We start from the raw sequence: 23,069 nt of genomic DNA, 5'->3' as shown, positions 1-23,069 counted from the left end.
AGTTTTGCCACTTAACTATCGCTTATCCGGGACATATAATTATTATACCTATAAAAGTTTATTATCACTAATCTCTGATATAACATTTTTCAAAGCTTTTGTAAAAAGCCTGTTATTTCTTGGCAAATCTATAGTAACTCTTATATGATTAGGATATTCGTATTCATTCATTGCCCTGACTATAATACCTTTCTTAAGCAACTTTTGGAATACATTCTGCCCAAGATTTGGCGAGACATCCATAAGAATGAAGTTAGTGCAGGACGGGATAAAATCAATATTTAATTTTGCCAGTTCCTTGTACAAATACTTTTTTCCCTCTTGGACAAGCTTTATGCTTTTATTTACCTGCTCTTTATCGGTTAAACTGACGGCAGCCGCTTCCTGAGCAATCATATTCACGTTAAACGGCGGCCTTACCCTATCCAGATAATCAACGATTTCCTTTGAGGCAAAACCATACCCTACCCGCAAGCCAGCAAGCCCGTATATTTTTGAGAACGTCCTTAATATTATGATATTTGGATATGATGTCAGCAATTTTAATGTGTCAGGATAATCCCTTTGAATTTTTGCGTATTCATAGTAGGCTTCGTCAAAAACCACAAGGGGGGCCGAAGGCTTTTCCGACACAGATTTAAGGAATTCTTTGATCTCATTTTCATTATTACACGTACCTGTAGGATTATTCGGATTAGCCACGAACACAATCTTCGTCTTCGAGGTGATAGCTTGTGCCATTTTTGAAAGGTCATGCGTATATTGTCTCATGGGAACATTTATCACCCGGCAATTCATTAGGTCACCTGCCATCTTGTACCTGATAAAAGCATGTTCTGAAGCTATGACATCATCTCCCGGGCTTAGGAACGTCTTTGCGATAAGTTCGATTAGCTCGTCGGACCCGGAACCCAGGATAATGTTCTGGGTGTTTACGGCGAATTTATTTGAGATAGCCTGTTTTAGCGCCCATGAATTTGAATCTGGATAATAAAAAACCTTGTTCGCAAGCTTTTTTATAAGGCCTATGGCTTTCTTTGACGGCCCGAGTGGGTTCTCGTTAGAAGCCATTTTTATAACACTTTTTAAACCAAGTTCTCTTTTGATTTCTTCTATGGGCTTCCCAGCCACATAGGGCTGAAAAGCCCTGCAGCAAGGCCTCACATATCTTTTAATGTCTATCTTCATATTACCTGCCTTTTTTAATTTTGCATTTTTCAATTTTCATTTTGCATTGTTTTGTCAGTCTGCTCTCGGGTAAGACCCGAGCACCTTTAAGAACATGCAGTTCTTTTCAATTTCATTCAAGGCTTTTTGTATCCTTTTCTCTTCTATATGGCCCACCATGTCGATAAAGAAAATATACTCCCAGGCTTTTTTCTTTGTGGGGCGTGATTCTATTTTAGAGAGGTTCACCTTATTCTTTTTAAAAGACATTAACATATCGTGCAGGGCGCCTACCCTGTCTTTTATTGAAAACATCACAGAGGTCTTATCAGTGCCGGATTTCTTTGCAGGGTGCTTGCTTATGACAAGGAACCTGGTATAATTTTCTTTGCTGTCCTCTATGCCTTTTTCGATTATCTCCAGGTTATATATCTTTGCGGCTGCGCTTGATGCGATAGCGGCAACTTCCTTATGCTTGCTTGCGAATATCGCCGCTTGAGTCGTAGACAGCATTTCCCTGACCGGAACGCCGGGCAGGTTTATTTCAAGCCAGTTCCTGCATTGGGCAAGAGGCTGTGGATTCGATACGACCAACCTGACATCCTTTAGCCTCCCGGATTTTGAAAGGATACATTCTTCGATCCTCATGCTCAACTCAGCACATATTATCAGATCTGACTCTATGAACATATCGAGGGTATGATTGACCATACCTTCAGTTGAATTTTCTACAGGTACTACTCCGTAATCGGCGCGGTTTTTTTCCACTTCTAAAAAAACATCAGGGATCGATTTAACAGCAACATAATCCACACTTGCACCGAAGTTTTTCAGCGCTGCCTGGTGTGTAAAAGTCGCTTCAGGCCCGAAATAAGCCACCTTTATTTTTGATTCCAGTGACCGGCAGGCGTTCAATATTTCTCTATATATAACTTCAAGCGCAAAATCCGTCAATGGGCCTTTATTCTTATGCAGGATCTGGGAAATGACCATCTTTTCCCTGTGAGGCACGTAAAATTCCTTATTTTGTTTTGTTTTTAGCCTGCCTATTGCTTTAGCCAAGCCGGCCCTCTTGTTAAGAAGGTTTAAGATTTTTTTATCCAGGATATCGATTTTATCCCTAAATTTATTTATTTGCATTTGGCTATCTCCCTTTTAAGCGATTTTCTTTTTTATGCCAATTAAAGACATCAGCCTTTGCGGAGTTTTATCCCTTCTATAAGAAAAAAACAAGGTTTTTTCATGACAAGTGCATTTTTCATTTATCGAGGTTATTTTGATACCAGTCTTTTTTAACTGCTTCTCCGCCACATCAGAGAGGCTGAGAGAATCTTGAGTTTTCTTGAGCGAGAACTCCTTTTTTATCTCATCGCCTATCTTAAAGCAGCACTTCTGTATATGCGGGCCGATAAATACAGATATATCTTTCGCTTTTATCTTAAATTTCTTTTTAAATATCTTTACGGCTTCCGGTATAATGCCTGCTTTTAATCCTCGCCAGCCAGCATGCACCAGTCCTACTACTTCCTTTTTTTTATCCGCAAAAAAAACAGGCATGCAGTCTGCTGTAAATATAGCCAGATAAACACCGGGATTATCCGTTATCAAGCCATCGGTTTTGGGAAGTTCTTTGCCTTTGTCTTTATCTGTAACTATCCTTATCTTTTTACCGTGCACCTGCTGCGCCCTTACAAGGTCTTTTGAATATATCTTATTTTTTGATAAAAAAATATCCCTTATTTCATTGTTCTTTAAATCTTTGAAATTTGAGGTAGATGTAAAATGATAGACGGGAAATCTATCATCTTGCCATAAACCTTTATTTTGTTTCCACATAATAGAATAACCAACTAACTATAAACAACCAAATCCCGAAAATTTGCTATTTGGATTCATTTTGTTGGGATTTCATTTTTTATCTTTCGATAAAATCCGAGGCACCTTCCGTGCCCGATTGAACACCCCGGATATTCAGCATTAATTCTTCGGGGTTACTTGCGGCATTCAATGCATCTTCCATTTTTATCTCATTATTCTTTAACAACTTGACCAAAGCCTGATTAAATGTCTGCATGCCATAATACTGCCCCTGCCTGATCTGGTTCGTTATCTCGCCTAAATTTTTTTCTTCTATTAGTTTCTTTATAAGCCCTGTTACTACCAAAACCTCGACAGCCGGCACCCTGCCTTTGCCGGACAGGCTTGGCAATAGCCTCTGCGAGATAACTGCTTTTAATATATCTGCCAGGATCAGCCTTATCTGGTCCTGTTGGTGAGGAGGGAACAAGTCTATTATCCGATTAATGCTCTGCGTTGTATCTATAGTATGAAGTGTTGATATAACCAGATGGCCCGTCTGCGCAGCTGTTATCGCAGCAGAGACAGTGGGCAGGTCTCTCATTTCACCTAAAAGTATAACGTCAGGGTCCTGTCTGACAACATGTTTTAAAGCATCTGGAAAACTGGATGTGTCCAACCCTAGTTCTCTTTGAGTAACGATAGACTTATTATCTACATGGAGAAACTCTATCGGGTCTTCAATAGTCACGATATGAGTCGAGCGCGTAGCATTTATGTGCCCTATTATCGACGCAAGGGTCGTAGATTTTCCTGAACCTGTTGTACCGGAAACCAGGATCAAACCCCTCCTATTCTCAGCTATCTGCTTAATTGCAGGCGGCAGTTTTAGTTCATCTATACCTGGAATCTTAACCGGGATAAACCTGAATGCCATGTTCGTCATGCCTTTTTGGCTGTAAATATTTATTCGAAAACGACCGAGCTCAGGCATAGTGTAACCTAAATCCATCTCGTGTTGTTTATTAAATGTCTCTTTTTGAGAAACGCTCATAAGAGACAGCGCGATCGTACGGTTTTCTTCTTCAGAGAATATTTTTTCGCTGACAGGGAAAAGTTCGCCGTCTATCCTGAAAAATGCACGGCCGTTCGCCCTTAAATGAAGGTCTGATGCGCCTTTGTCCATCATTTCTTTTAAAAGTGATTTTATGTCCATAAAATTTCCTTAGCGTGGAGCGTGGAGCGTTTAGCGTATAGAAAGACAAAATCATGATTTATTTTGACTTTCCTATTCGCTATCCGCTATACGCTAAACGCTGTTTTATTTGAGCTTCTGCGGCCTCCAGTATGTATAGGCTGGCCGGCTAAAATCGATCGTTGTGCCGCTGTCTTTTTCTCTTTCCTGAAATTTTTTATCCTGGGATGAGTTGGGTTTCCTTGGAGGGAAACCCGTTGCGATCACGGTTATTTTTATCCTGTCATCCAGGTTCGGGTCTATGACCTGCCCGTAAAAAACGTGTGCCTCGGGAGCAACCGCTTCTTTTATAAGAGTCATGGCCTCCCGTACTTCTACCATTGAAGTCTTGCGGTTTCCTGTAATATTCACAAGCACACCTTTTGCTCCTTCTATAGAGACATCGTCTAAAAGCGGGCTGCTTATGGCCCTTGAAGCAGCTTCCACGGCCCTGTTTTCACCTGAACCTTCTCCCATGCCCATGAGAGCTTCACCGGAACCCTTCATTATAGTCTTAACATCTGCAAAATCGACATTGATCTCTCCCGGAGTCGTGATTACATCTGAAATGGACTGCACTGCCTGCCTTAAAACATCATCGACTATCCTGAAAGCGTCCTCTATCGGAGTTTTATCATCAACTATAGTAAAGAGTTTCTCGTTAGGTATAACTACCAGCGTATCGGTAAAGTTTTTCAGGTTCTTGATACCTTCCTCTGCCTGAAAAAGCCGTATCCTGTGTTCGAATTCAAACGGTTTTGTTACCACTCCAACCGTAAGTATCCCAAGAGACCTTGCTATCTCCGCGATTACGGGAGCTGCACCCGTGCCCGTGCCGCCGCCCATACCGGCAGTAATAAACACCATATCCGCTCCTATAAGGGTTTCTTTTATCCTTTCCTTGCTCTCGCTTTCCTCGGCCGCCTGCTGGCCTATGCTGGGATTCCCTCCGACACCGAGGCCTCTTGATATTTTTTCGCCTATTTGTATCCGTATAGATGCTACGGATTTCCTGAGCGCCTGCACATCGGTATTTATGGTTATAAACTCAACACCTTTTACACCGGCAGATACCATCCGGTTCACAGCATTTGAACCGCCGCCGCCGACCCCTATCACTTTTATTATCGCCGGTTGTTCTGAATCCTTATTTGCTAGACGAATCCTCATAAATAACCACCTTAAACAATGCAAAAATCAAAATTAAAAATGCAAAATTGTGGAATCCCGCTTGCGGGATTATTTAAATAAGTCCCGCAAAGCGGGACACATAAATTTTGAATTTTACATTTTGCATTTTAAATTTGTTTTAAAATGTGTCATCAACCCACTCTTTAATTTTTTTAAATATAGAAGCGCCTTTGATAAACCTTTGCGGAGCATAACCCGGCCCGCTATAAAACTCTGACCTTAGGAGCCCTATAGCAGTAGCAAAAGAAGTGTTTGAAATTATCTCATCCGGTCCTGCTATATCCTGAGGAAGGCCTATCCTGGCTGAACAGCTAAGGGCCTGTTCTGCGGCGCCCACCATACCTTCGAGTCTTGCTCCGCCTCCTGTAACAACAACCCCTCCTGGGATGATAGTGTCATAAAGATTTGAAGCTTTTACTTCCTGGTCTATGGCAACAAATATCTGGTCAAGCCTCGGCTGGATAATATCCACCAGCTGCCTTTGAGTGCACGGCCTTATGCTTCTTCCGTCAACTCCGGTATAATCGAATTTTGTATCGCTTTTTAGCACATTTTTCATCGCAACACCGTATTTTTCTTTAATGGACTGTGCCGTTGACAGGGATGTCCTTAAACTATGGGAAATATCCCGGGTTATAAAATCAGAGCCTATCTGCAGTTCTTTTGAAAACCTTATGCTGCCTTCGGTATATATCGAAATACCGGTCGTGAGCCCTCCTATATCTATCAAAAGGCATCCCAGCTCTTTTTCTTCCTGGGTTATCACCAGGTCACCCACAGCCATAAGGCCGTATATAGGTTCGATTATTTCAAACCCGGCCTGAGCAATGGACTTATATATGTTGCTTAAATGGCTTGTAGACGCAATCAAAATATGAACATCTACCTCCAGGAAAGTCCCTTCCATACCTACGGGGTTAGGCACTCCGCGCTGGTGATCAAGCGAAAATTCCTGCGGGATCGTATGGAGTATCTCCCTGTCAGTAGACAGCCTTATGGTCTTTGCATTTTCAACTGCACCGGCGACATCTTCAGCTGTTATCTCTTTATCGGTACGGGAAATGTTTATGGCTCCCCTGGCATTTACAGATTCAATATGGTTGCCTCTTAAGCCCAGATATATCTGCCTGACGGTTTCCTTTGTCTGTTCTTCGACCTCTTCGATTACCTTGGCAACGGCATATGAGGTTTCCTGCAGGTTTATAACCACGCCGCCTTTCACGCCGCGGCACAACAATTTTGCCCCGCCAATTATCTCAAAAGCGCCTGTCTCCTGCGAACGTTTCCCCGTTACGCAGCAAACCTGATTGCTCCCTATGTCCAGTCCTGTTATAATCTCTTCTTTTGCCATTTTATCCTCACTTATAGCGGATAGCGTAGAGCGTTTAGCGTATAGTTAAAAACAAAGATTTTGAATTTCCTATCCGCTCTACGCTATCCGCTAAACGCTCTTATTGTTTTAGTGGTTTTACCACTATCCTTCCGTCATCAAAATAGCTTATATTTATATAATCGATTTTTATAAACCGTTTTTCTGAATCTTTTTGTACCTGAAATAATTTATTCAATTTTCTCTTTAAAGCATTTTTATCTGCCGGCCCCCAAATTATCTTATACCCGTTTCTTAATTTTAATACAATGCTGTCTATAGGTTCGACATTTAAATATTCTATCTTTTTATAGATATCTTCATTTTCAGCACGGACCATCGCTATAAACTCTATAATTTTTTCTCTGCCAGAGGCATCATCAGTAAGAACAAGCGGGAGTTTCATCTCAGTATCGCTTGCCCAATGGCCGCGCAAGGAAAAAGGCTTATTTTCTGAGTCTATCCCGATCTTTTGGTTATTGACAACGAAATAGGCTATAGGTTTTCTTTCTTCCAGGCTGATTTTTATGGCTTTCCAGCGCCTTGAAATTGAAACATCCTTTAGTTCCGGCCGGTTTTTTTCAAGGCCGTTTTCCACAGTTGAAAGCCATACCTTGAACATATTATCGCCGACCCTGAAAGGCACAAGTGCCATTATCTCGCTTTTTGTAATATTTTCCAGCCCTTTAATATCTATCTTATTTATTGTAAAGATACCTGAATCAAAAACAAAATAGTAAATCGATTTATATCCCCAAAAAGCTGCAACTGTTAACAAACCCAATAACACAAGAAACTTTAATGCCTTTACTACTCTAAAACTTCGTGCTGGATTGAAATTGGAACGTAAAACTACCGGCGGTTGCCGGTATTTTATTTTAATTGGTTTTCTTTTCATAATTTATCATTAAAGAAAGCACCGCTCAACAGATATTTTGATATTTTAAACACGAATATTTAAGGATATTCAAAACAAGCTCATTAAAATCCATCCCGATTTTACGTGCAGCATCGGGTAAAAGCGACGTTTCGGTCATTCCCGGAATGGTATTTATCTCTAAAACCCAGGGTTTCCCGTTTTTATCTACGATGAGGTCTACCCTTCCAAGGACCTTGCATCCTACGGATTTGAATGCATCAAAAGCGACCTCTCTGGCTTTTTTTACTATGTTTTTAGGTAGACGCGGCGGAATTATATGCGTAGAACAGCCCGGTTTATACTTTGAATCAAAATCATAAAAATTTCCTTTCGGTACTATCTCTATTACAGGGAATATTATATCGCCTAATATACCGACCGTGACTTCAGTACCCCTGATATATTCCTCTAATATGACCTCCTGGCCGTATTTAAATGCTTCCTTTAGGCCGGTTACAAGGTCTTTCTTGTTTTTTATTATGGAAACACCGATAGCAGAACCCTGGCTGGAAGGTTTTACCACAATAGGAAATCTTGTCCTTAAACCTGGAAGCATGCCTTTTGATACAGCTTTCCATTTAGGGGTCGGTATCCTGTTTGCAACAAAGATAAATTTGCTGTATATCTTATTAATTGCCACGGCATTAGCCAAAACTCCGTCCCCTGAATATGGAATGCCCATAATATCAAGCATGCCTTGGACGGTCCCGTCTTCTCCCCATGGCCCGTGAAGGGCTATGAAAGCAAAGTCGATCCTGTTTTTTTTTATCTTTTCTGCTATGTTTCTGTCTACATCCAGGGCTATTGCATTAAGTTTTAATTTTTTGAGAGCTTTTAGAACCGCCATACCGCTTAAAACAGAAATCGCTCTTTCAGCCGACAACCCCCCGTAAAGAACACCTATTTGCTTGTTTTTTATCCAATTTTCTATTTTCATATAATTGCAAAGCGCAAAATGCAAATTTAAAAACAAACTGCTTGATTTTTCAATTTGCAATTTGCATTTTTCAATTCCGGCCCTCCGGGCTGGATTATTCCCCGATTATCTTTATCTCTAATTCAAGGTCAAGGTTGAATATCTCTTTGATTCGGCTTTTTATTATTCCTATCAGAGTTTTTACATCCGATGCTTTTGCATCGCTGATATTAACAATGAAATTTGCGTGTTTTTCAGATATCTTTGCTCCGCCGAATTTCATGCCCTTTAACCCTGCCTTTTCTATCAATTCGCCGGCTCTGTGCCCAGGGGGGTTCTTAAAAATAGAACCCGCATTCCATTCCTCTAAAGGCTGCTTTTTAAGGCGGTTGTTCATTATCTCCTTTACTGTTTTAAGAATATCATTTTTTTGCCCTTTTTTCAAGCAAAGCGTCGAGGCTAAAATAATGCGTCCATTTAAATTTGAACCCCTGTAATTGAATTTCAGGTCTTCTTTTTTTAAAGTCACAATTTGGCCAGAATCGGAAAGCACATCAACTTCCTCTACCAGCTCGCCTATCTGTCTTTCTGTTGTGCCTGCATTGCTTATAAGTGCCCCGCCAAGCGTCCCCGGTATCCCTGCCAGATATTCAAGGCCGGAAAGTTTTCTTTCGATACACTTTTGAATCAAGCCGGATAACAGTACTCCGGCACCAGCCTTTACCAGGTTTGAGCTAAATGTATAAAGACAGAACTCGCCTTTTAACCTTATTACGACTCCGTCAAACCCCTGGTCGCTGGCAAGGACGTTTGAACCATTCCCAAGCATGATAATAGGGATCTTATTCTGCAGTGTGTAATTTCTAAGGTTGCGAAGTTCTTCATGGCTCTCAACTTCCACAAAATATTTCGCAACCCCGCCTATACGGAAAGTAGTATGATTTTTCAGCGGCTCATCTACTCTTAGATGAGATACTATCGACGAAAGATGTGCGGTCAGATCCTTTTTAATAATTCTTCTCCTATCTTGTAAACATCGCCTGCGCCAAGAGTCAGTAATATATCCCCGGATTTAACCTGCCTTAATAAAACCTCGAGACTCGAATAATCCTCAATTTTTGTCCCGTTTTTTTGCACACTGTTATAGATCAGCCGGCTGGTAACACCCTGTATCGGATTTTCACCGGCCGGATAGATCTGAAGCAGTTTTACTTCATCCGCCATTTTAAAAGCACTGCCGAATTCGTTATAAAGCTGAGCTGTCCTTGAATACCTGTGTGGCTGAAATAAAACCGTCAACTTTTTATCAGGCCAGTTTTTTTTAATCGCGGCCAAACTTGCTTTTATCTCCGTAGGATGGTGGCCGTAATCATCAATTACCGTAATACCCTTTTTAGACCCTTTTATTTCAAGGCGCCTTCCGACCCCTGAAAAACTTCTGATGCCCGAAGCTATTTTATTAAACGGTATGTCAAGTTCTTTTCCGACGGCTACAGCCGCCAGGGTATTTAAAATATTATGCTCGCCGGGGAAGGCAAGCGTTATTTTCCCAAGCTTCTTGCCTTTAAACAGGACATCAAAACAAAAACCGAAGTCTATCTGCTTCACGTTTACAGCTCTAAAATCAGCACCGCTTCTTAAACCGTACGTATTGTAGCGCCTTTTTATATCCGGCAGTACCGAAACGATGTTCGGATCGTCACCGCACAAGATCGCACAACCATAAAAAGGGATGCTGTTAATATGCTGTACAAATGCAGCTTTAATGTTTTCAAATGTTCCGTAATAATCAAGGTGGTCATTATCTATATTTGTAACTACGGCTATGGCAGGAGATAACTTTAAGAATGAGCCGTCAGATTCGTCAGCTTCGGCTACAAGGAACTCCCCTTTACCGAGCTTTGCCCCGCTCTTCTTATTTTTTAGCCGGCCGCCTATGACAACCGTCGGGTCAAACCCGCCGGCTTCGACTACCAAGGCGGTAAGCGATGTTGTAGTGGTCTTTCCGTGAGTCCCTGCTATGCTTATGGTATACTTAAGCCTGGCAAGCTCTGCCAGCATCTCTATGCGCGGAATGACCGGTATTTTTTTCTTTAGGGAAACCACTACTTCCGGATTATCCCTTTTTACGGCAGTAGAAGTAACCACAACATCCGCATCTTTGATATTCCTTTTATTGTGGCCGATAAATATTTTCGCTCCCTTATTTTTCAGGTAATCGGTTACTTCCGTGCGTTTTAGATCAGACCCGCTTACTTCATATCCCAGGTTTAGAAGCACCTCGGCAATGCCCGACATCCCTGCACCGCCGATACCTACAAAATGTATGTGCTGTATTTTTTTAAACATAATTCATCTTCCTTTATATTGAGCGGCAACCGTTGTTTTTAGTCCGCCCCTTATGTTAAAAACCATCTCTATTGCCATTTCTTTTGGCTTGGCTATTTTTGACAGATCATTTAATATTTTGTTTACCGCACTTTCATGCACTATACCGACGTTACGATATGAATGTAAATAATATTTCAAGGATTTCAGCTCTATGACATTTTTGCCGGGCACATACTTGATCTTTATGTCCGCAAAATCAGGAAGCCCGGACCAGGGGCAAAGACAGGTAAATTCATTTGTTTCAATACTAATTTCTATCTTCTTACCCGGATACTCATAAGGCATTATCTGAAGCATAGAAACATCTATTTTATTAAAAACAGGTTTTAACTTATAGGCCTTTGATTTAGGACTTATCATCTTTAACTCCTCATTATTTTATCCATTCCAGAACATAGCTTTTTATTTCTAAATAATTGTCTCTTGACAAGTAAAGCATCTGCGTGTCTTCTATTTTTTTGACTTCATCCGTAAAAGGCTGTGATTTATACCTGATCGTTGCAAGCACCCTTGACATAGAACCTAAAGCTTCCATCACCGCCTGCCTGAACCTTTGCGAGATTATTTCCATTGAGCCTATCTCATCGATTATTATGGTTTTATTTTTGCTTAATGCATCATCAAGTGATCCTATGGCAAGGTTTTCCAAAACACCAAGGTCTATGCCGTACTTGTTGAGTTTATACGAACTTTGCATGCCTTTTTTAGCAAGTATTCCTTCTTTCCCATCGAATGTTTTTAAAATAAACCCTGCGCGCTTGCCGCCCTCGGATATTTCTTCCGTATAAAACCCTCCTACTTTTTCCAAATATTTATAGCCGATCTCCTTAACTAAAGTTGTTTTCCCGCAAGCAGGCTTACCTGTAATAAACAAATTTTTAGAATTAACCAGTGGAGCCCCTCCTACAGGAGCCAGGGGCTCCTTAAATAACACGACCTACTGCGACCTCATTATGATTTCACCCCCGATGGGAGTCGGGGGATTTCGTGTCGCATGTATTTAGTTTCTTTTCTAAAGTCAACAATATTTTTTTTACTTGCCGAGGGCTTAAAACAACCCTTGTTGAAATACGTGCGTTATTTTGATTAGGAGGTAAAAAACCGAAATCTATTACGAATTCATCTTCGTTGTGGCTGATAAAAAATATATTTGCCCTAAAACCATTAATAAGATAGGTCGGGACTTCCACGGTTATTGTGGAAGAAGGTTCTTTCGTATTTTTCGGGACAACCGTCACCTTTTCGCTTTTCTTATCCCAATGAGTATAGATATGTTTGCCTTTCTTATAACTATCTATCATGAGTGCCTTTTAAAACCATGTTCCACCGTAGTTTTATTATTTAGGTGTAAAATCTTTTGGCCTGTCTTTTCTGAACCCGAAATAGTGCCTTACTGCCTGCAGCGTTCTATACGCTGCTTTTCCGTCGCCGTAGGGGTTAACTGCTTTAGCCATCTTATCATAATGTTTCTTATTGTCCAACAGGTTGCACATTTCCTTAAAAACCCTTTCCTCATCGGTACCGATTATCCTTACAGTGCCGGAACTCACCGCTTCGGGTCGTTCAGTCACATTGCGAAGCACAAGAACCGGTTTGCCCAAGGACGGCGCTTCTTCCTGCAGCCCGCCGGAATCCGTCACTACAAAACAGGAAGCCTCTATTAATTTTGAAAAATCCGAATAATTGAGCGGAGGAAACAGTATAACATTTCTTGTGTTTCCCAGTATCCTGTTTGCCGGCTCCTGGACATTTGGGCTCATGTGAACAGGATAAATTATATTTACTTTCGGATATCTTTCCGCCACTCTTTTTATTGCATTAAATATATTAGAAAAAGGTTTCCCGAAATTTTCCCGCCTGTGCGCGGTAACCAATATACACTTCGGAGAGCCGACAAAATATATGCTGGATGACTTTATCTCTTTTAAAACCGTATGAAGGGCATCTATTACGGTATTTCCGGTAATATAAATGCTTGATTTATCAGTGTTTTCTTTTAACAGAGCTTTTTTACAGGTGCCAGTAGGCGCAAAATGAAGTGCAGCCAACGAATCTCCCAAGACTCTGTTTATTTCTTCAGGGAATGGTTGATATTTGTCATAGGAACGGAGTCCAGCTTCGACATGCCCTACAGGTATCTTTTTGTAAAACGCCGCCAGCGCAACAGTAAAAGTGGTAGTTGTATCTCCGTGTACCAGTACCATGTCCGGTTTTTCTTTATCCAGTATCCCTTCGCTCCTTTTTAGGACTTCTGAGGTTATATAGAACAGGCTCTGGTTTTTCTGCATCACATTTATGTCGTGGTCCGGCTTTATGCTAAAAACCTCAAGCACATCATCAAGCATCTCCCTGTGCTGCGCAGTCACATATACTTTCGTTATGAACTCTTCCGAATGTTTTTTAAATTCCCGCACTACGGGCGCCATTTTTATAGCTTCCGGCCTTGTACCGAAAACTATCAAAACCTTCTTTTTTTCTTTCATTAAGTTTCTCCTAACATGCTTCAAACTTTATAGCTTAATATTAAAATAATATGAAACAGCCAGCCTTAGGACGATTGCTTTCCTCAGATCAACCAACTCTAGTTCAGTTGAATTTGATTTTGAGGCTGCAGCAAAGGGCTGTGTAGTGGTTATAGTATAATATAAAGGAAACAATATTTTAGGCAAATCTTGAAGAATATAATCCATACCCAGGTTTAAACTGAAGTTGTCTACAGGCTTCCATTCTGTGCAGACTGTTAAAAACAAATTATTTATATTTATATACGTATTAGGAGGATATGAAAGAGAATATGATGTGTTTCCAGAATCATTATTGGTGACATCAATACCGCTGAAATTGTCTATACTAATTCTGGTTGTATATAAACCCAATCCAAATGATGTGCTAAAGTTGGTTTTTTCAGGTTTTAATAAATAATTAATACTTCCCCAATATGTGTTTGACTGTTGAATTCTAAATATTCCATTAACGGAGTTTGAGGTTAGATTTGATAGCTTTACTTGAAATGGGATTTCTCCATTAAGATTGTTTATCCCTGATAAATCAACAAAAATATTTTCCCATGGGAATATCTTAACTCCCCCGCCGCCTGCACTCGGAAAATCCATACTTTTTAATGTAACCCTATAGGTGTAGGTTTGGTTTCCAATCGAATCTTTGTAATTAAGATCATTGTTTTCCAAACTTATCATCGGTGATACACCCATAGCATATATTGCATATTTCTTTCTTTTATCTTCTTCAGTATACCTGGTATATTTTAGTTTTTTCTTTACTATGCTGTCAGCGATCGCTCGCGCAAGCTCTTCGGATTTATCAGGAAGGTATTTTGCATTTTCGCACTGGATTTTTTCTGAATACTGGATCTTTCCTGATTCTATATCTATAACCTGTGCGCTTATGTAAAAAATAGTGTCAATCTTGTATAAACTGCCTGTAATGATCTTATTGCTGTTTAACAACTTGCCCATTTTTACTGCACATTCCTGGTCTGTGCATCCGCTTACCTGGAACTTCTGCTCGGCAAGCACCATTTCCATATTCTTTCTTTCAAGGACATTAAAAACTCCTATGTTTACCAGCTCGATCCTGAAAAAATCACTGACCGCAACAGCTTCCATTTCAGAAACATTTTTTGCATTAAAATCCGCCACAGCGATATTAAGCTTCTTATCCGCTTCGGCAAAAATAAGGCCGGCTGATGATATAATTAAAAATGATAAGATCACTATCAATTTATTTATGAGTATTGCTGTTTTCTTTTTCATTTAGTGTATCTCCTTACACCGATAGGTGTAATATATTACACCGTTTTAGTTACCATTAACAGTAATAAGTGACCGGATATCTTTGACTTTGTCATTATGATGACTGGTAACTGGTTACTGTTCACTGTAGTGTTATGCCCTCCATTTCGTTACCGTTAAAAGTATAGACCCTATGGATAAAATAAATGTGACTACATACATAAGTAAAACCACTTCCCTCTGGGACCAACCGAAGTTCAAGAGCCTGTGATGAATATGTTCTTTGTCAGGTTCCATAATCCCCATGCCTTTTCTAAGCCTCCGAAACATTGAAAGAGCAACGTCTAATATCGGCAAAGCGACTACCGTTATCGGGATAAATATCGATATCATGGCTGTTGTTTTTAAAGTCCCTATAACGCTTGTCGTAGCCAATATAAAACCAATGAAAAGAGCACCGGAATCCCCCATGAAGAGTTTTGCGGGATAGAAGTTCCAAACAAGAAAGCCAAGGCATGCACCGGTAAGGGTTATGGCAAGTATGGCTGAAAGGTTTAGCTGCTTTATTAGAAAGACGCTGCTGCCTGTGCATTGAAGAAGCGCCACTATACAGAAAGTTGCCGATGCTATTGCGCCGATCCCTGCCGCAAGACCGTCCAGCCCGTCTGCAAGGTTAATAGTGTTCATAAATCCTATAAGCCAGAATATCGTTATTATCTGTCCAAAAATAATCGGCAAATTATGGAAGTTGCCAAACAGCGGTATGGTAAGGCCGTAAATCCTGACGCCATAATCCATGGCTATATAAGCTGCGATTATCTGGGTTAAGAGTTTAGTGATAGCCCTTATGGGTTTTTTATCATCTATCAGGCCCAGTATAAAGACCAGGCTTCCGCCGAATATTATCCCTGAGAGTTGTTTTAAGAGGCTGATAGATTTATGTTCAAAGGATAGTAACTGTTTAAAGGCAGGAGCTAATTCGTAAAGAAGAAATATAGAAATGAAGAATCCGAAGTATATGCCTATCCCGCCCCATCTCGGGAGCGGTTTTCTGTGGACTTTTCTTGCTCTGGGATAATCCAGCACATCAAACTTTTTTGCCAAAAGTATTGATAAAGGCGTAAAAATAACTGTTCCTATAAAGGCAAATATAAATGCAAGAAAAAATACCATGCTTACCTAAAACTTCCTGCTTTATGGATTCAATATATGGGATACTTTTTGCACAACTGCTTTACATTACCGGCTATTTTATCCAAAACTTCCTGGTTTTCCTTATTCTTGAGAGCTTCAACTATCCAGGAAGCTATCTGGTCCATCTCGGTTTCTTTCATACCCCGCGTGGTTATAGCAGGAGTTCCTATACGTATGCCTGATGCTGTCATCGGTTTTTCCGGGTCATAGGGTATAGCGTTTTTATTTACAGTAATCCTGACTTTCTCTAAAACCTTCTCGGCATCCTTGCCAGTTATCTTTAAAGGCCGTAAATCAACAAGAAACATGTGGCAATCTGTCCCGCCTGAAACGATCCTTAAGCCATCTTTGGAAAGAGCCTGGGCAAACCTTTTGGCATTTGAAAGCACCTGTTTCTGATACTCTTTAAACTCAGGTTTTAACGCTTCACCAAAAGCTACAGCTTTTGCCGCTAGAACATGGACCAAAGGCCCGCCCTGGTTGCCGGGAAAAACCGACTTGTCGATAGCCTGGGCATACTTTTCTTTTGCCATTATTATTCCTGCTCTCGGCCCTCTTAAAGTCTTATGAGTTGTAGTAGTAACTATATCCGCAAAAGGTACCGGTGAGGGATATATGCCTGCTGCTATGAGCCCTGCATAATGAGCGATGTCTGCGAATAAAAGCGCACCTACTTTATCCGCTATCTTTTTGAGCCTCTCCCATTCCCAGATCCTTGAATAGGCACTTGCTCCTGTAACTATCATCTTTGGTTTGTTCTCTGTTGCCAGGCGTTCAACTTCTTCATAGTCTATTATTTCCGTGTCTTGTTTTACGGTATAGGGAACAATTTTGAAATATTTCCCTGAAAAATTAAGCGGATGCCCGTGGGAAAGATGGCCGCCGTGAGCAAGGCTCATCCCCATTAGCGTGTCTCCTATATTAAGAACTGCCAAATAAGCTTCAATGTTCGCCTGAGTGCCTGAATGCGGCTGGACATTAACATATTCTGCGCCAAAAAGCTTTTTTGCCCGCTCAATAGCCAGATTTTCAACGACATCTGCGAACTCGCAGCCACCGTAATACCTTTTACCCGGATAGCCTTCGGCATATTTATTAGTAAATACCGATCCTTGCGCTTCCAGGACTGCAAATGACGTATGGTTCTCGGATGCGATTAACTCAAGCGTCATTTTCTGGCGTTCTAATTCATGCTCTATAGCATTATAAACCTGAACGTCTTGATTTTTTATGTAACTCATTTGTCCTCCAGAATATTTATTAATTTTTCTAAACCGCCTTTAATTTCATCTTTGGTTTTTATATAAATCTCTTCTGCCTGGCCGATCGGGTCAGAGATCTCGAGGCTTTCGCCGTTTTTCTTGTCAAATTCCTTTAAAAGGTACACCTTTTTACTGCTTTCCGGAAACTTAAGATTTATGTATTCTTTATGGGCATTTTCCATCACAAGTATAAGACTGGAAGCCTCTGCGATTTCTTTCGTTAAATACCTTGCTTTATGCTTTGTCAGATCTACCCCTTCTTCTTTCATTAAATCAAGAACAACTCCCGGGACTTTAAACGAAGGCAGAGCACTTGTGCCGCAGGAACTGACATCAACGCCGTTTATGCCTTTCTTATCTAACATTTTTTTTAATAGTCCTTCAGCCATAGCGGAACGGCAGGTGTTGCCCGTGCATACAAATAATATTTTCAAACGATTATCCCTTTAAACCTAAATGCAAAATGAAAATTGCAAAATGAAAAATTGTTGTATCCCGCCTTGGCGGGATTATTTTAAATAAGTCGCCAAAGGCGACACCTTAATTTTGAATTTTTCACTTTACATTTTTCATTTGTTTAGCACAGGTGCTTTTCAAGATCCTTCTTTGGAATACATCCTTCTCTTATCACGACGAACGGGAAACGGGTAACATCTATGACGGTCGATTCCTTGCCTTCTTTTGAAACCCCGCCGTCTATTATAAGACTTACTTTGCCTTTAAAATGCTTGACGGCTTCTTTTCCGGATTTTGCGCTTGGAACGCCGGACCTGTTAGCGCTTGTCGTTACAAGCGGGAAACCGCAGAGTTTTAACAAGGCCAGAGCGATCTTGCAGTCAGGGATCCTTGCTCCCAGGTTTGAACGACCGCCTAAAACCATCGTCCCGGCCCGGGTAGCCGGCAGTATAAGCGTAAGCGGGCCCGGCCAGAATTTTTTTGCCAGAGTTTTTCCAGTGTCATTCAGTTCTGCCACACAACCAAGCTCTTTTTGGCTTGATGCCATGATTATAAGAGGTTTATTAAAAGACCTCCCTTTAAGTTTATATATCTTCCTATGTGCATCAAGGTTAAAAGCATTTGCAGCTAAGCCATAAACTGTATCCGAAGGAAAAACAACTACTCCGCCTTTCTTTAACACATCAGCTGCTTTTGACAATTTGGAAAGCTCTATATTTTTTGCATCTACTTTAATGATCGAGGTTTTCATATATTTTTATTTGGAGGACAGCGTTTAGCGTAGAGTGTATAGAAGATCTATCAAGTCCTTGGTTTAACTACACGCTAAACGCTATACGCTGTTTTTTAGCTTCTATAACTTGCATTTATTTTTACATAATCAAAAGAAAGATCGCATGTGTAGTATTTAGAACCTGCGTTTCCGGATTTTAGGTCAATGATTATCTTCACTTCTTTTTTAGACAGGGCAGCTTTTGCTTTTTTTTCAGAGAACCTTAAAGGTGTACCGTTTTTTACTATTTTAAGTTTGCCAAGAGATATGTCAACTTTGTTCGGATTTACATCTACCCCTGAGCGCCCTACAGCAGCGAGTATCCTGCCCCAGTTGGCATCGCATCCGAAAATCGCCGTCTTTACAAGTGGCGAGTTTGCTACGGTATAGGCTATTTTTTTTGCAAATTCATTCTTTTTGGCATTTTTTACCTCGATCTCGACAAACTTTGTAGCCCCTTCCCCGTCTTTTGCAAGCATCCTGGCAAGCTCAAGGCATACTTTGTTCAATGCTTTAGAAAAAGTTTCATAGTCCCTGGTACTTTCTTTTATAGGTTTATTTTTCGCCTCTTTATTTGCCATTATGACTGCGGTATCGTTAGTAGACGTATCCCCGTCGACTGTAACGCAGTTAAATGATGAATCAGCAGCATTTAAAAAACTTGTCCTTAATGCGGCCTTGTTTATATTGGCATCAGTTAAAATAAAACTGAGCATAGTGGCATGAGGAAGCGACATGTCAATGCCTATCATGCCTGCCCCCTTTGCACAACCCCATATTGAAACATCCTTACCGCTTATTTTGATCTTTGCGGATGATATTTTTTTAAAAGTGTCGGTGGTCATGATTGCCTGCGCAGCGGATATTTCGTCGCTTGCTGTGCGTATCGTTGCGCTGATCTTATCAAGCCCGGACCTTATTCTATTTAACGGCAGGTATGCGCCGATAACCCCGGTCGAGGCGATCAGGACTTCGTTCGGTTTTACTTTGAGTTTCTCTGCTGCAAAAATTGATTCACGTTTTGCGTCTTTTATTCCCTTTGGCCCGGTGCAGGCATTGGCACAGCCGGAGTTTGCTACAATAGCCCTGATGCCTTTAGTGCTTTTTAAATGATCGATGCTGACCAGGACAGGAGCGGCTTTTACTAGGTTGTTCGTGAACATCCCGACAGCAGCTGCCGGAGCCTGCGAGTAAAACACGGCAAGGTCTTTTTTTGAAGAATTCTTTTTTATACCGCAGTATAACCCTTTTGCAAAAAAACCTTTTGGCAACATATTTTTTTACTCCATTGAAAATTGCAAATCGAGAAATTGCAAATTTTAAATTTAAAGTCAAAAACAATTACTTAAACTATGTAGTTAAGATTTGCAATTTGCACTTTTCAATTTGCAATCAAGGTTTACATAGGACAAGCCCCATTTTTTCATCAAAGCCGCACATAATATTCATATTCTGGACTGCCTGGCCTGATGCACCTTTAACCAGGTTATCGATACAAGAAACCACAATCAGCCTGTTTGTCCTTTGGTCTATATCTAATCCGATATCGCAATAATTAGTATACACTACGCTTTTTATATTCGGGATTTCACCTTCATCCAGTACCCTTATAAAAGGTTTGTCTTTATAAAATTCCTTATATATCTTTACCATAGCCTTAACATCTGTTTTCTTTGACAGGTTCATATAAATAGTTGACAACATGCCGCGTTCAACAGGTATTATATGAGGTGTAAAGGTAAGAGTTATTTCTTTCTTCGCGATCTTAGAAAGCTCCTGTTCCATTTCCGGGATATGCCTGTGTTTTCCCGCGATATTATATGCCCTGTGGTCCGGGTGGTGTATTTGAAAATATTCTTTTGAAAAATTCCTGCCTGCGCCTGAAACTCCGCTTTTTGCATCGGCTATGATCGACCCTGTATCGACCAAACCGTTCCTTAAGGCCGGCGCGCAGCCAAGGATCACAGTTGTGGGGTAACAGCCGGGGTTTGCAATCAATTTTGCATTTTTTATGTCCTTTGCATAGAACTCAGGCAGGCCGTAAACCGCATCTTTTAATACGTGGGGCGCAGAGTGTTTTCCGCCATACCATTTTTCATAAACTTCCGCACTATTCAGTCTGAAATCCGCAGACAAGTCTATGACCTTTACGTTATGTTTGAGAAACTCCGGTACGAGCTCAAGCGAGACTTTGTGCGGCAAGGCAAGAAAAACTATATCGGTTTTTTTGGCCAAAACCTCTACGTCCAGGTTTTCACACATCAAATTAATATCTCCGAGGTCAGGGTATATCTCTTTAACTGGCACAGGTTTTCCTGAGAGCCTTGAAGTAGCAAGGGCCAGCTTTACCCCTTCATGGCTTGAGAGGATCTCAAGCAAGACTTCTCCGGTGTACCCTTTTATCCCTGCGATTGCGACATTTATCTTATTCATCTTCTTTACCCTCTATATCTTTTTCTATCGTATCTTTGTTCCCTGATGCTATCAAGACAACAAACTCTCCTAAAATCTCCTTACTTTCTAATTTTGTATCCACTTCTTCCAAAGTCCCGCGTATATACTCTTCAAATTTTTTTGTAATTTCTCTGGCTATAACAACTTTTGTGTCTTTGGGGAAAATTTCTTTGCATAAAGAAATAGTTTTTTTTATCCTGTGCACGGACTCATAGAATATTATTGTTTTATTACACCTGCTTGCTTCCAATATCTCTTTTTTCAATTTTCCGGGTTTTCTCTTTAAAAAACCTAAAAAAATAAAACCGTTAGTCCTAAGCCCGGAAGCTACAAGCGCCGTGAGCGCTGCATTAGGGCCAGGCAAGGATATAACCTGGATGTTTTCTTCTAAAACCTTTTTTACTAAAAAAAACCCCGGGTCAGATATTCCCGGCGTTCCGCTGTCAGAGACCAGAGCGATATTCTTACCGGCCTTAAGCTCTTCAATTACCTGAGGGATCCTGTTAAACTGGTTGTACGTATAAAAACTCAGAAGCGGTTTGTGTAACTCGTAATGATTCAGCAGTTTAACCGTTTGCCTTGTATCTTCGCATGCCACGAGGTCAACTTCTTTTAAAATATCTAACGCCCTTAAAGTTATATCTTTAAGATTACCAATCGGCGTAGGGACTAAATATAATATTCCGCTTGAGGTAGTCATAGGCCCAAAAATACAAAATCCAAAATCCAAGCTGCAAACAGAATAATTTTGAACCTTGGACGTTGGACTTATGCAGTTGGCTTATCCCGCCATAATAAAGCCTGCCTAAAGCGAGGATTAATATTTATGATGGCAGGATGTTATATTATTTAAAGAACCCCTTGCAAAAGGGATTCCATTAAATTATTTTATCTTTTTGCCTTGCTTCTTGCTCTTCCCCAAGCAAAATATCTAAAAATGCTTTTACGACTTTAGGGTCAAATTGTACCCCTGCCCCTCTGTTCAATTCTTCTATAGCCACATCTCTTGAAAGTGCTTTTCTATACGGCCTGTCTGAAGTTATGGCGTCATAGGCGTCTATCACTGCAACGATCCTTGCGCCTAAAGGTATTTCTTCGCCTTCCAAACCCTCGGGATAGCCTTGCCCGTTGAACCATTCCTGATGGTACAGAACCATAGGAGCTACGGGCGACAAAAATGCCACAGGTGCGATTATACGGTTGCCTATCGCAGGATGCCTTTTAATTATCTCCCGCTCTTCAGGTGTAAGTTTTCCGGGTTTATGCAGTATGTTCTCATCAATCCCAATTTTGCCTATATCATGCATCAACGCCGCATATTCAATATGGCGTATCATAACTTCTGGTAAATTGAGTTTTGCGCCGATTAAACGCGCATATTTGCGGGCTCGGTCAGCGTGATCATGCGTGTACGCATCCTTGGCATCGATAGCGCGTGCTAATGTCTGAACCATTTCCAAATAAAAGTTTTGCAGGTTGCCGTATAACTCAATATTCTCCAAAGTTATGGCTGCCTGGTCTGCCAGGATAGTTAAAAGCCTTACATCTCTTTCTTCGAATTTCTGTTTTTCTTCTTTTGAATTTATATTTAAAACACCGATAACCCTGTTTTTTACGCGCAGTGGAACGGATATAAACGAATTTGAGGTGTACCTCGTATTGTTTGCACTCATAAACCTTGCATCTGTTTCAATATTTTCTACAAATATAGATTTTCCTGTTTGCGCTACCTTTCCCGCTATTCCTTCACCAAGTTTTAACCTTGTTGTAGAAACCACTTCGTTAGACATCCCGCGAAATGCAGCTATGGTAAGTTCGTTTGTATCGTGATTGAGCAGCATTAGTGAACCTTTCTCGGAACGCATCAACCTGCATGCTGAGTCTATGACTGATTTTGTCAATTCTTCTTTAGAAACTATGCCTGTAGCTGTCATGCCGAATTCATGAATTCCGACAAGCATAACTATCAGGTTATCTATATCAGCCATATATTCTTGAAGCTGGATTTGAGTCTCCTTAAGGCGCCTGGAGTAAACCTTTTCTCTCGTAAGCGCAAAGAACCTCTGCCTGCTGATAAAGATCAGCACAGCGATTAATATTATTACAAGTAATATTTCTTTAAAATATAAGGAAAGATGCATAAGTTTGTATTTTTCCCAACAGTTTAGAAAGCTCACTCCCGTATTAGCAGGATT

General features: G+C 40.7%; 23 protein-coding genes. All 23 read right to left on the bottom strand.

Going from position 1 to position 23,069, the window contains the following annotated elements:
* Nucleotides 1–48: 48 nt before the first annotated feature.
* Nucleotides 49–1,188 carry a histidinol-phosphate transaminase gene (gene hisC, locus LHV68_05880; protein MCB4791399.1) on the bottom strand — a complete coding sequence of 380 codons (1,140 nt, stop codon included), beginning with the start codon at nt 1,186–1,188 and terminating at the stop codon, nt 49–51.
* 54 nt (nt 1,189–1,242) lie between these two features.
* Nucleotides 1,243–2,307, bottom strand: coding sequence for a prephenate dehydratase (gene pheA / locus LHV68_05875; protein ID MCB4791398.1), 1,065 nt, complete (start codon nt 2,305–2,307; stop codon nt 1,243–1,245).
* Nucleotides 2,308–2,322: 15 nt separating this feature from the next.
* Nucleotides 2,323–3,003, bottom strand: coding sequence for a peptidoglycan editing factor PgeF (gene pgeF / locus LHV68_05870; GenBank protein MCB4791397.1), 681 nt, complete (start codon nt 3,001–3,003; stop codon nt 2,323–2,325).
* A gap of 79 nt (nt 3,004–3,082) precedes the next feature.
* Nucleotides 3,083–4,180, bottom strand: a complete 1,098-nt coding sequence (locus LHV68_05865) for a PilT/PilU family type 4a pilus ATPase (GenBank protein ID MCB4791396.1) — start codon at nt 4,178–4,180, stop codon at nt 3,083–3,085.
* A gap of 105 nt (nt 4,181–4,285) precedes the next feature.
* A complete protein-coding gene (gene ftsZ / locus LHV68_05860) occupies nt 4,286–5,368 on the bottom strand; it encodes a cell division protein FtsZ (protein ID MCB4791395.1) in 1,083 nt (360 codons plus the stop codon).
* A 139-nt stretch (nt 5,369–5,507) separates the two neighbouring features.
* Nucleotides 5,508–6,740 carry a cell division protein FtsA gene (ftsA, locus tag LHV68_05855; protein MCB4791394.1) on the bottom strand — a complete coding sequence of 411 codons (1,233 nt, stop codon included), beginning with the start codon at nt 6,738–6,740 and terminating at the stop codon, nt 5,508–5,510.
* A gap of 100 nt (nt 6,741–6,840) precedes the next feature.
* Entirely contained in the window at nt 6,841–7,656 is an 816-nt protein-coding gene (locus tag LHV68_05850; protein MCB4791393.1) for an FtsQ-type POTRA domain-containing protein, read from the bottom strand.
* A 25-nt stretch (nt 7,657–7,681) separates the two neighbouring features.
* On the bottom strand, nt 7,682–8,614 hold the full coding sequence (locus LHV68_05845) for a D-alanine--D-alanine ligase (GenBank protein ID MCB4791392.1): 933 nt from the start codon (nt 8,612–8,614) through the stop codon (nt 7,682–7,684).
* 94 nt (nt 8,615–8,708) lie between these two features.
* The gene (gene murB / locus LHV68_05840; protein ID MCB4791391.1) at nt 8,709–9,593 is read right to left on the bottom strand and encodes a UDP-N-acetylmuramate dehydrogenase; all 885 of its coding nucleotides are present in this window, start codon (nt 9,591–9,593) and stop codon (nt 8,709–8,711) included.
* Entirely contained in the window at nt 9,590–10,942 is a 1,353-nt protein-coding gene (gene murC, locus LHV68_05835; protein ID MCB4791390.1) for a UDP-N-acetylmuramate--L-alanine ligase, read from the bottom strand. Before murC ends, murB begins: the two co-directional genes overlap by 4 nt.
* Nucleotides 10,943–10,945: 3 nt before the next feature.
* On the bottom strand, nt 10,946–11,344 hold the full coding sequence (gene queF / locus LHV68_05830; protein MCB4791389.1) for a preQ(1) synthase: 399 nt from the start codon (nt 11,342–11,344) through the stop codon (nt 10,946–10,948).
* A 13-nt stretch (nt 11,345–11,357) separates the two neighbouring features.
* Complete coding sequence (locus LHV68_05825; GenBank protein MCB4791388.1) at nt 11,358–11,918, bottom strand: AAA family ATPase; 561 nt, start codon at nt 11,916–11,918, stop codon at nt 11,358–11,360.
* Between the two features lie 25 nt (nt 11,919–11,943).
* On the bottom strand, nt 11,944–12,285 hold the full coding sequence (locus LHV68_05820; GenBank protein ID MCB4791387.1) for a DUF3467 domain-containing protein: 342 nt from the start codon (nt 12,283–12,285) through the stop codon (nt 11,944–11,946).
* A gap of 36 nt (nt 12,286–12,321) precedes the next feature.
* Nucleotides 12,322–13,467: a UDP-N-acetylglucosamine 2-epimerase (non-hydrolyzing) gene (gene wecB / locus LHV68_05815; protein ID MCB4791386.1), complete on the bottom strand. Its 1,146-nt coding sequence runs from the start codon at nt 13,465–13,467 to the stop codon at nt 12,322–12,324.
* 27 nt (nt 13,468–13,494) lie between these two features.
* The gene (locus tag LHV68_05810) at nt 13,495–14,757 is read right to left on the bottom strand and encodes a CsgG/HfaB family protein (GenBank protein ID MCB4791385.1); all 1,263 of its coding nucleotides are present in this window, start codon (nt 14,755–14,757) and stop codon (nt 13,495–13,497) included.
* Nucleotides 14,758–14,889: 132 nt separating this feature from the next.
* Complete coding sequence (locus LHV68_05805) at nt 14,890–15,909, bottom strand: undecaprenyl/decaprenyl-phosphate alpha-N-acetylglucosaminyl 1-phosphate transferase (GenBank protein MCB4791384.1); 1,020 nt, start codon at nt 15,907–15,909, stop codon at nt 14,890–14,892.
* A 29-nt stretch (nt 15,910–15,938) separates the two neighbouring features.
* A complete protein-coding gene (locus LHV68_05800; protein ID MCB4791383.1) occupies nt 15,939–17,171 on the bottom strand; it encodes a serine hydroxymethyltransferase in 1,233 nt (410 codons plus the stop codon).
* The gene (locus LHV68_05795) at nt 17,168–17,626 is read right to left on the bottom strand and encodes a low molecular weight protein arginine phosphatase (protein MCB4791382.1); all 459 of its coding nucleotides are present in this window, start codon (nt 17,624–17,626) and stop codon (nt 17,168–17,170) included. Before LHV68_05795 ends, LHV68_05800 begins: the two co-directional genes overlap by 4 nt.
* 143 nt (nt 17,627–17,769) lie before the next feature.
* Entirely contained in the window at nt 17,770–18,399 is a 630-nt protein-coding gene (locus LHV68_05790; GenBank protein ID MCB4791381.1) for a threonylcarbamoyl-AMP synthase, read from the bottom strand.
* A gap of 95 nt (nt 18,400–18,494) precedes the next feature.
* Nucleotides 18,495–19,694: a bifunctional glutamate N-acetyltransferase/amino-acid acetyltransferase ArgJ gene (gene argJ, locus LHV68_05785; GenBank protein MCB4791380.1), complete on the bottom strand. Its 1,200-nt coding sequence runs from the start codon at nt 19,692–19,694 to the stop codon at nt 18,495–18,497.
* A 118-nt stretch (nt 19,695–19,812) separates the two neighbouring features.
* The gene (gene argC, locus LHV68_05780; GenBank protein MCB4791379.1) at nt 19,813–20,853 is read right to left on the bottom strand and encodes an N-acetyl-gamma-glutamyl-phosphate reductase; all 1,041 of its coding nucleotides are present in this window, start codon (nt 20,851–20,853) and stop codon (nt 19,813–19,815) included.
* A complete protein-coding gene (gene rsmI, locus LHV68_05775) occupies nt 20,846–21,574 on the bottom strand; it encodes a 16S rRNA (cytidine(1402)-2'-O)-methyltransferase (GenBank protein ID MCB4791378.1) in 729 nt (242 codons plus the stop codon). Before rsmI ends, argC begins: the two co-directional genes overlap by 8 nt.
* A gap of 178 nt (nt 21,575–21,752) precedes the next feature.
* Entirely contained in the window at nt 21,753–23,015 is a 1,263-nt protein-coding gene (locus LHV68_05770) for a GAF domain-containing protein (protein ID MCB4791377.1), read from the bottom strand.
* Nucleotides 23,016–23,069 lie beyond the last annotated feature (54 nt).

The sequence above is a fragment of the Candidatus Liberimonas magnetica genome, assembly GCA_020523885.1.
Lineage (GTDB): Bacteria > Elusimicrobiota > Endomicrobiia > Endomicrobiales > JAFGIL01 > Liberimonas > Liberimonas magnetica.
Note: the sequence above shows the minus strand (reverse complement) of the source record. Positions and strands in the feature narration are given on the sequence as shown.

Excerpts from the sequence above, each read along its gene's own strand:
- hisC (MCB4791399.1), bottom strand. The coding sequence starts at position 1,188 with ATGAAGATAGACATTAAAAGATATGTGAGGCCTTGCTGCAGGGCTTTT.
- pheA (MCB4791398.1), bottom strand. The coding sequence starts at position 2,307 with ATGCAAATAAATAAATTTAGGGATAAAATCGATATCCTGGATAAAAAA.
- pgeF (MCB4791397.1), bottom strand. The coding sequence starts at position 3,003 with ATGTGGAAACAAAATAAAGGTTTATGGCAAGATGATAGATTTCCCGTC.
- LHV68_05865 (MCB4791396.1), bottom strand. The coding sequence starts at position 4,180 with ATGGACATAAAATCACTTTTAAAAGAAATGATGGACAAAGGCGCATCA.
- ftsZ (MCB4791395.1), bottom strand. The coding sequence starts at position 5,368 with ATGAGGATTCGTCTAGCAAATAAGGATTCAGAACAACCGGCGATAATA.
- ftsA (MCB4791394.1), bottom strand. The coding sequence starts at position 6,740 with ATGGCAAAAGAAGAGATTATAACAGGACTGGACATAGGGAGCAATCAG.
- LHV68_05850 (MCB4791393.1), bottom strand. The coding sequence starts at position 7,656 with ATGAAAAGAAAACCAATTAAAATAAAATACCGGCAACCGCCGGTAGTT.
- LHV68_05845 (MCB4791392.1), bottom strand. The coding sequence starts at position 8,614 with ATGAAAATAGAAAATTGGATAAAAAACAAGCAAATAGGTGTTCTTTAC.
- murC (MCB4791390.1), bottom strand. The coding sequence starts at position 10,942 with ATGTTTAAAAAAATACAGCACATACATTTTGTAGGTATCGGCGGTGCA.
- queF (MCB4791389.1), bottom strand. The coding sequence starts at position 11,344 with ATGATAAGTCCTAAATCAAAGGCCTATAAGTTAAAACCTGTTTTTAAT.
- LHV68_05820 (MCB4791387.1), bottom strand. The coding sequence starts at position 12,285 with ATGATAGATAGTTATAAGAAAGGCAAACATATCTATACTCATTGGGAT.
- wecB (MCB4791386.1), bottom strand. The coding sequence starts at position 13,467 with ATGAAAGAAAAAAAGAAGGTTTTGATAGTTTTCGGTACAAGGCCGGAA.
- LHV68_05810 (MCB4791385.1), bottom strand. The coding sequence starts at position 14,757 with ATGAAAAAGAAAACAGCAATACTCATAAATAAATTGATAGTGATCTTA.
- LHV68_05805 (MCB4791384.1), bottom strand. The coding sequence starts at position 15,909 with ATGGTATTTTTTCTTGCATTTATATTTGCCTTTATAGGAACAGTTATT.
- LHV68_05800 (MCB4791383.1), bottom strand. The coding sequence starts at position 17,171 with ATGAGTTACATAAAAAATCAAGACGTTCAGGTTTATAATGCTATAGAG.
- LHV68_05790 (MCB4791381.1), bottom strand. The coding sequence starts at position 18,399 with ATGAAAACCTCGATCATTAAAGTAGATGCAAAAAATATAGAGCTTTCC.
- argJ (MCB4791380.1), bottom strand. The coding sequence starts at position 19,694 with ATGTTGCCAAAAGGTTTTTTTGCAAAAGGGTTATACTGCGGTATAAAA.
- argC (MCB4791379.1), bottom strand. The coding sequence starts at position 20,853 with ATGAATAAGATAAATGTCGCAATCGCAGGGATAAAAGGGTACACCGGA.
- rsmI (MCB4791378.1), bottom strand. The coding sequence starts at position 21,574 with ATGACTACCTCAAGCGGAATATTATATTTAGTCCCTACGCCGATTGGT.
- LHV68_05770 (MCB4791377.1), bottom strand. The coding sequence starts at position 23,015 with ATGCATCTTTCCTTATATTTTAAAGAAATATTACTTGTAATAATATTA.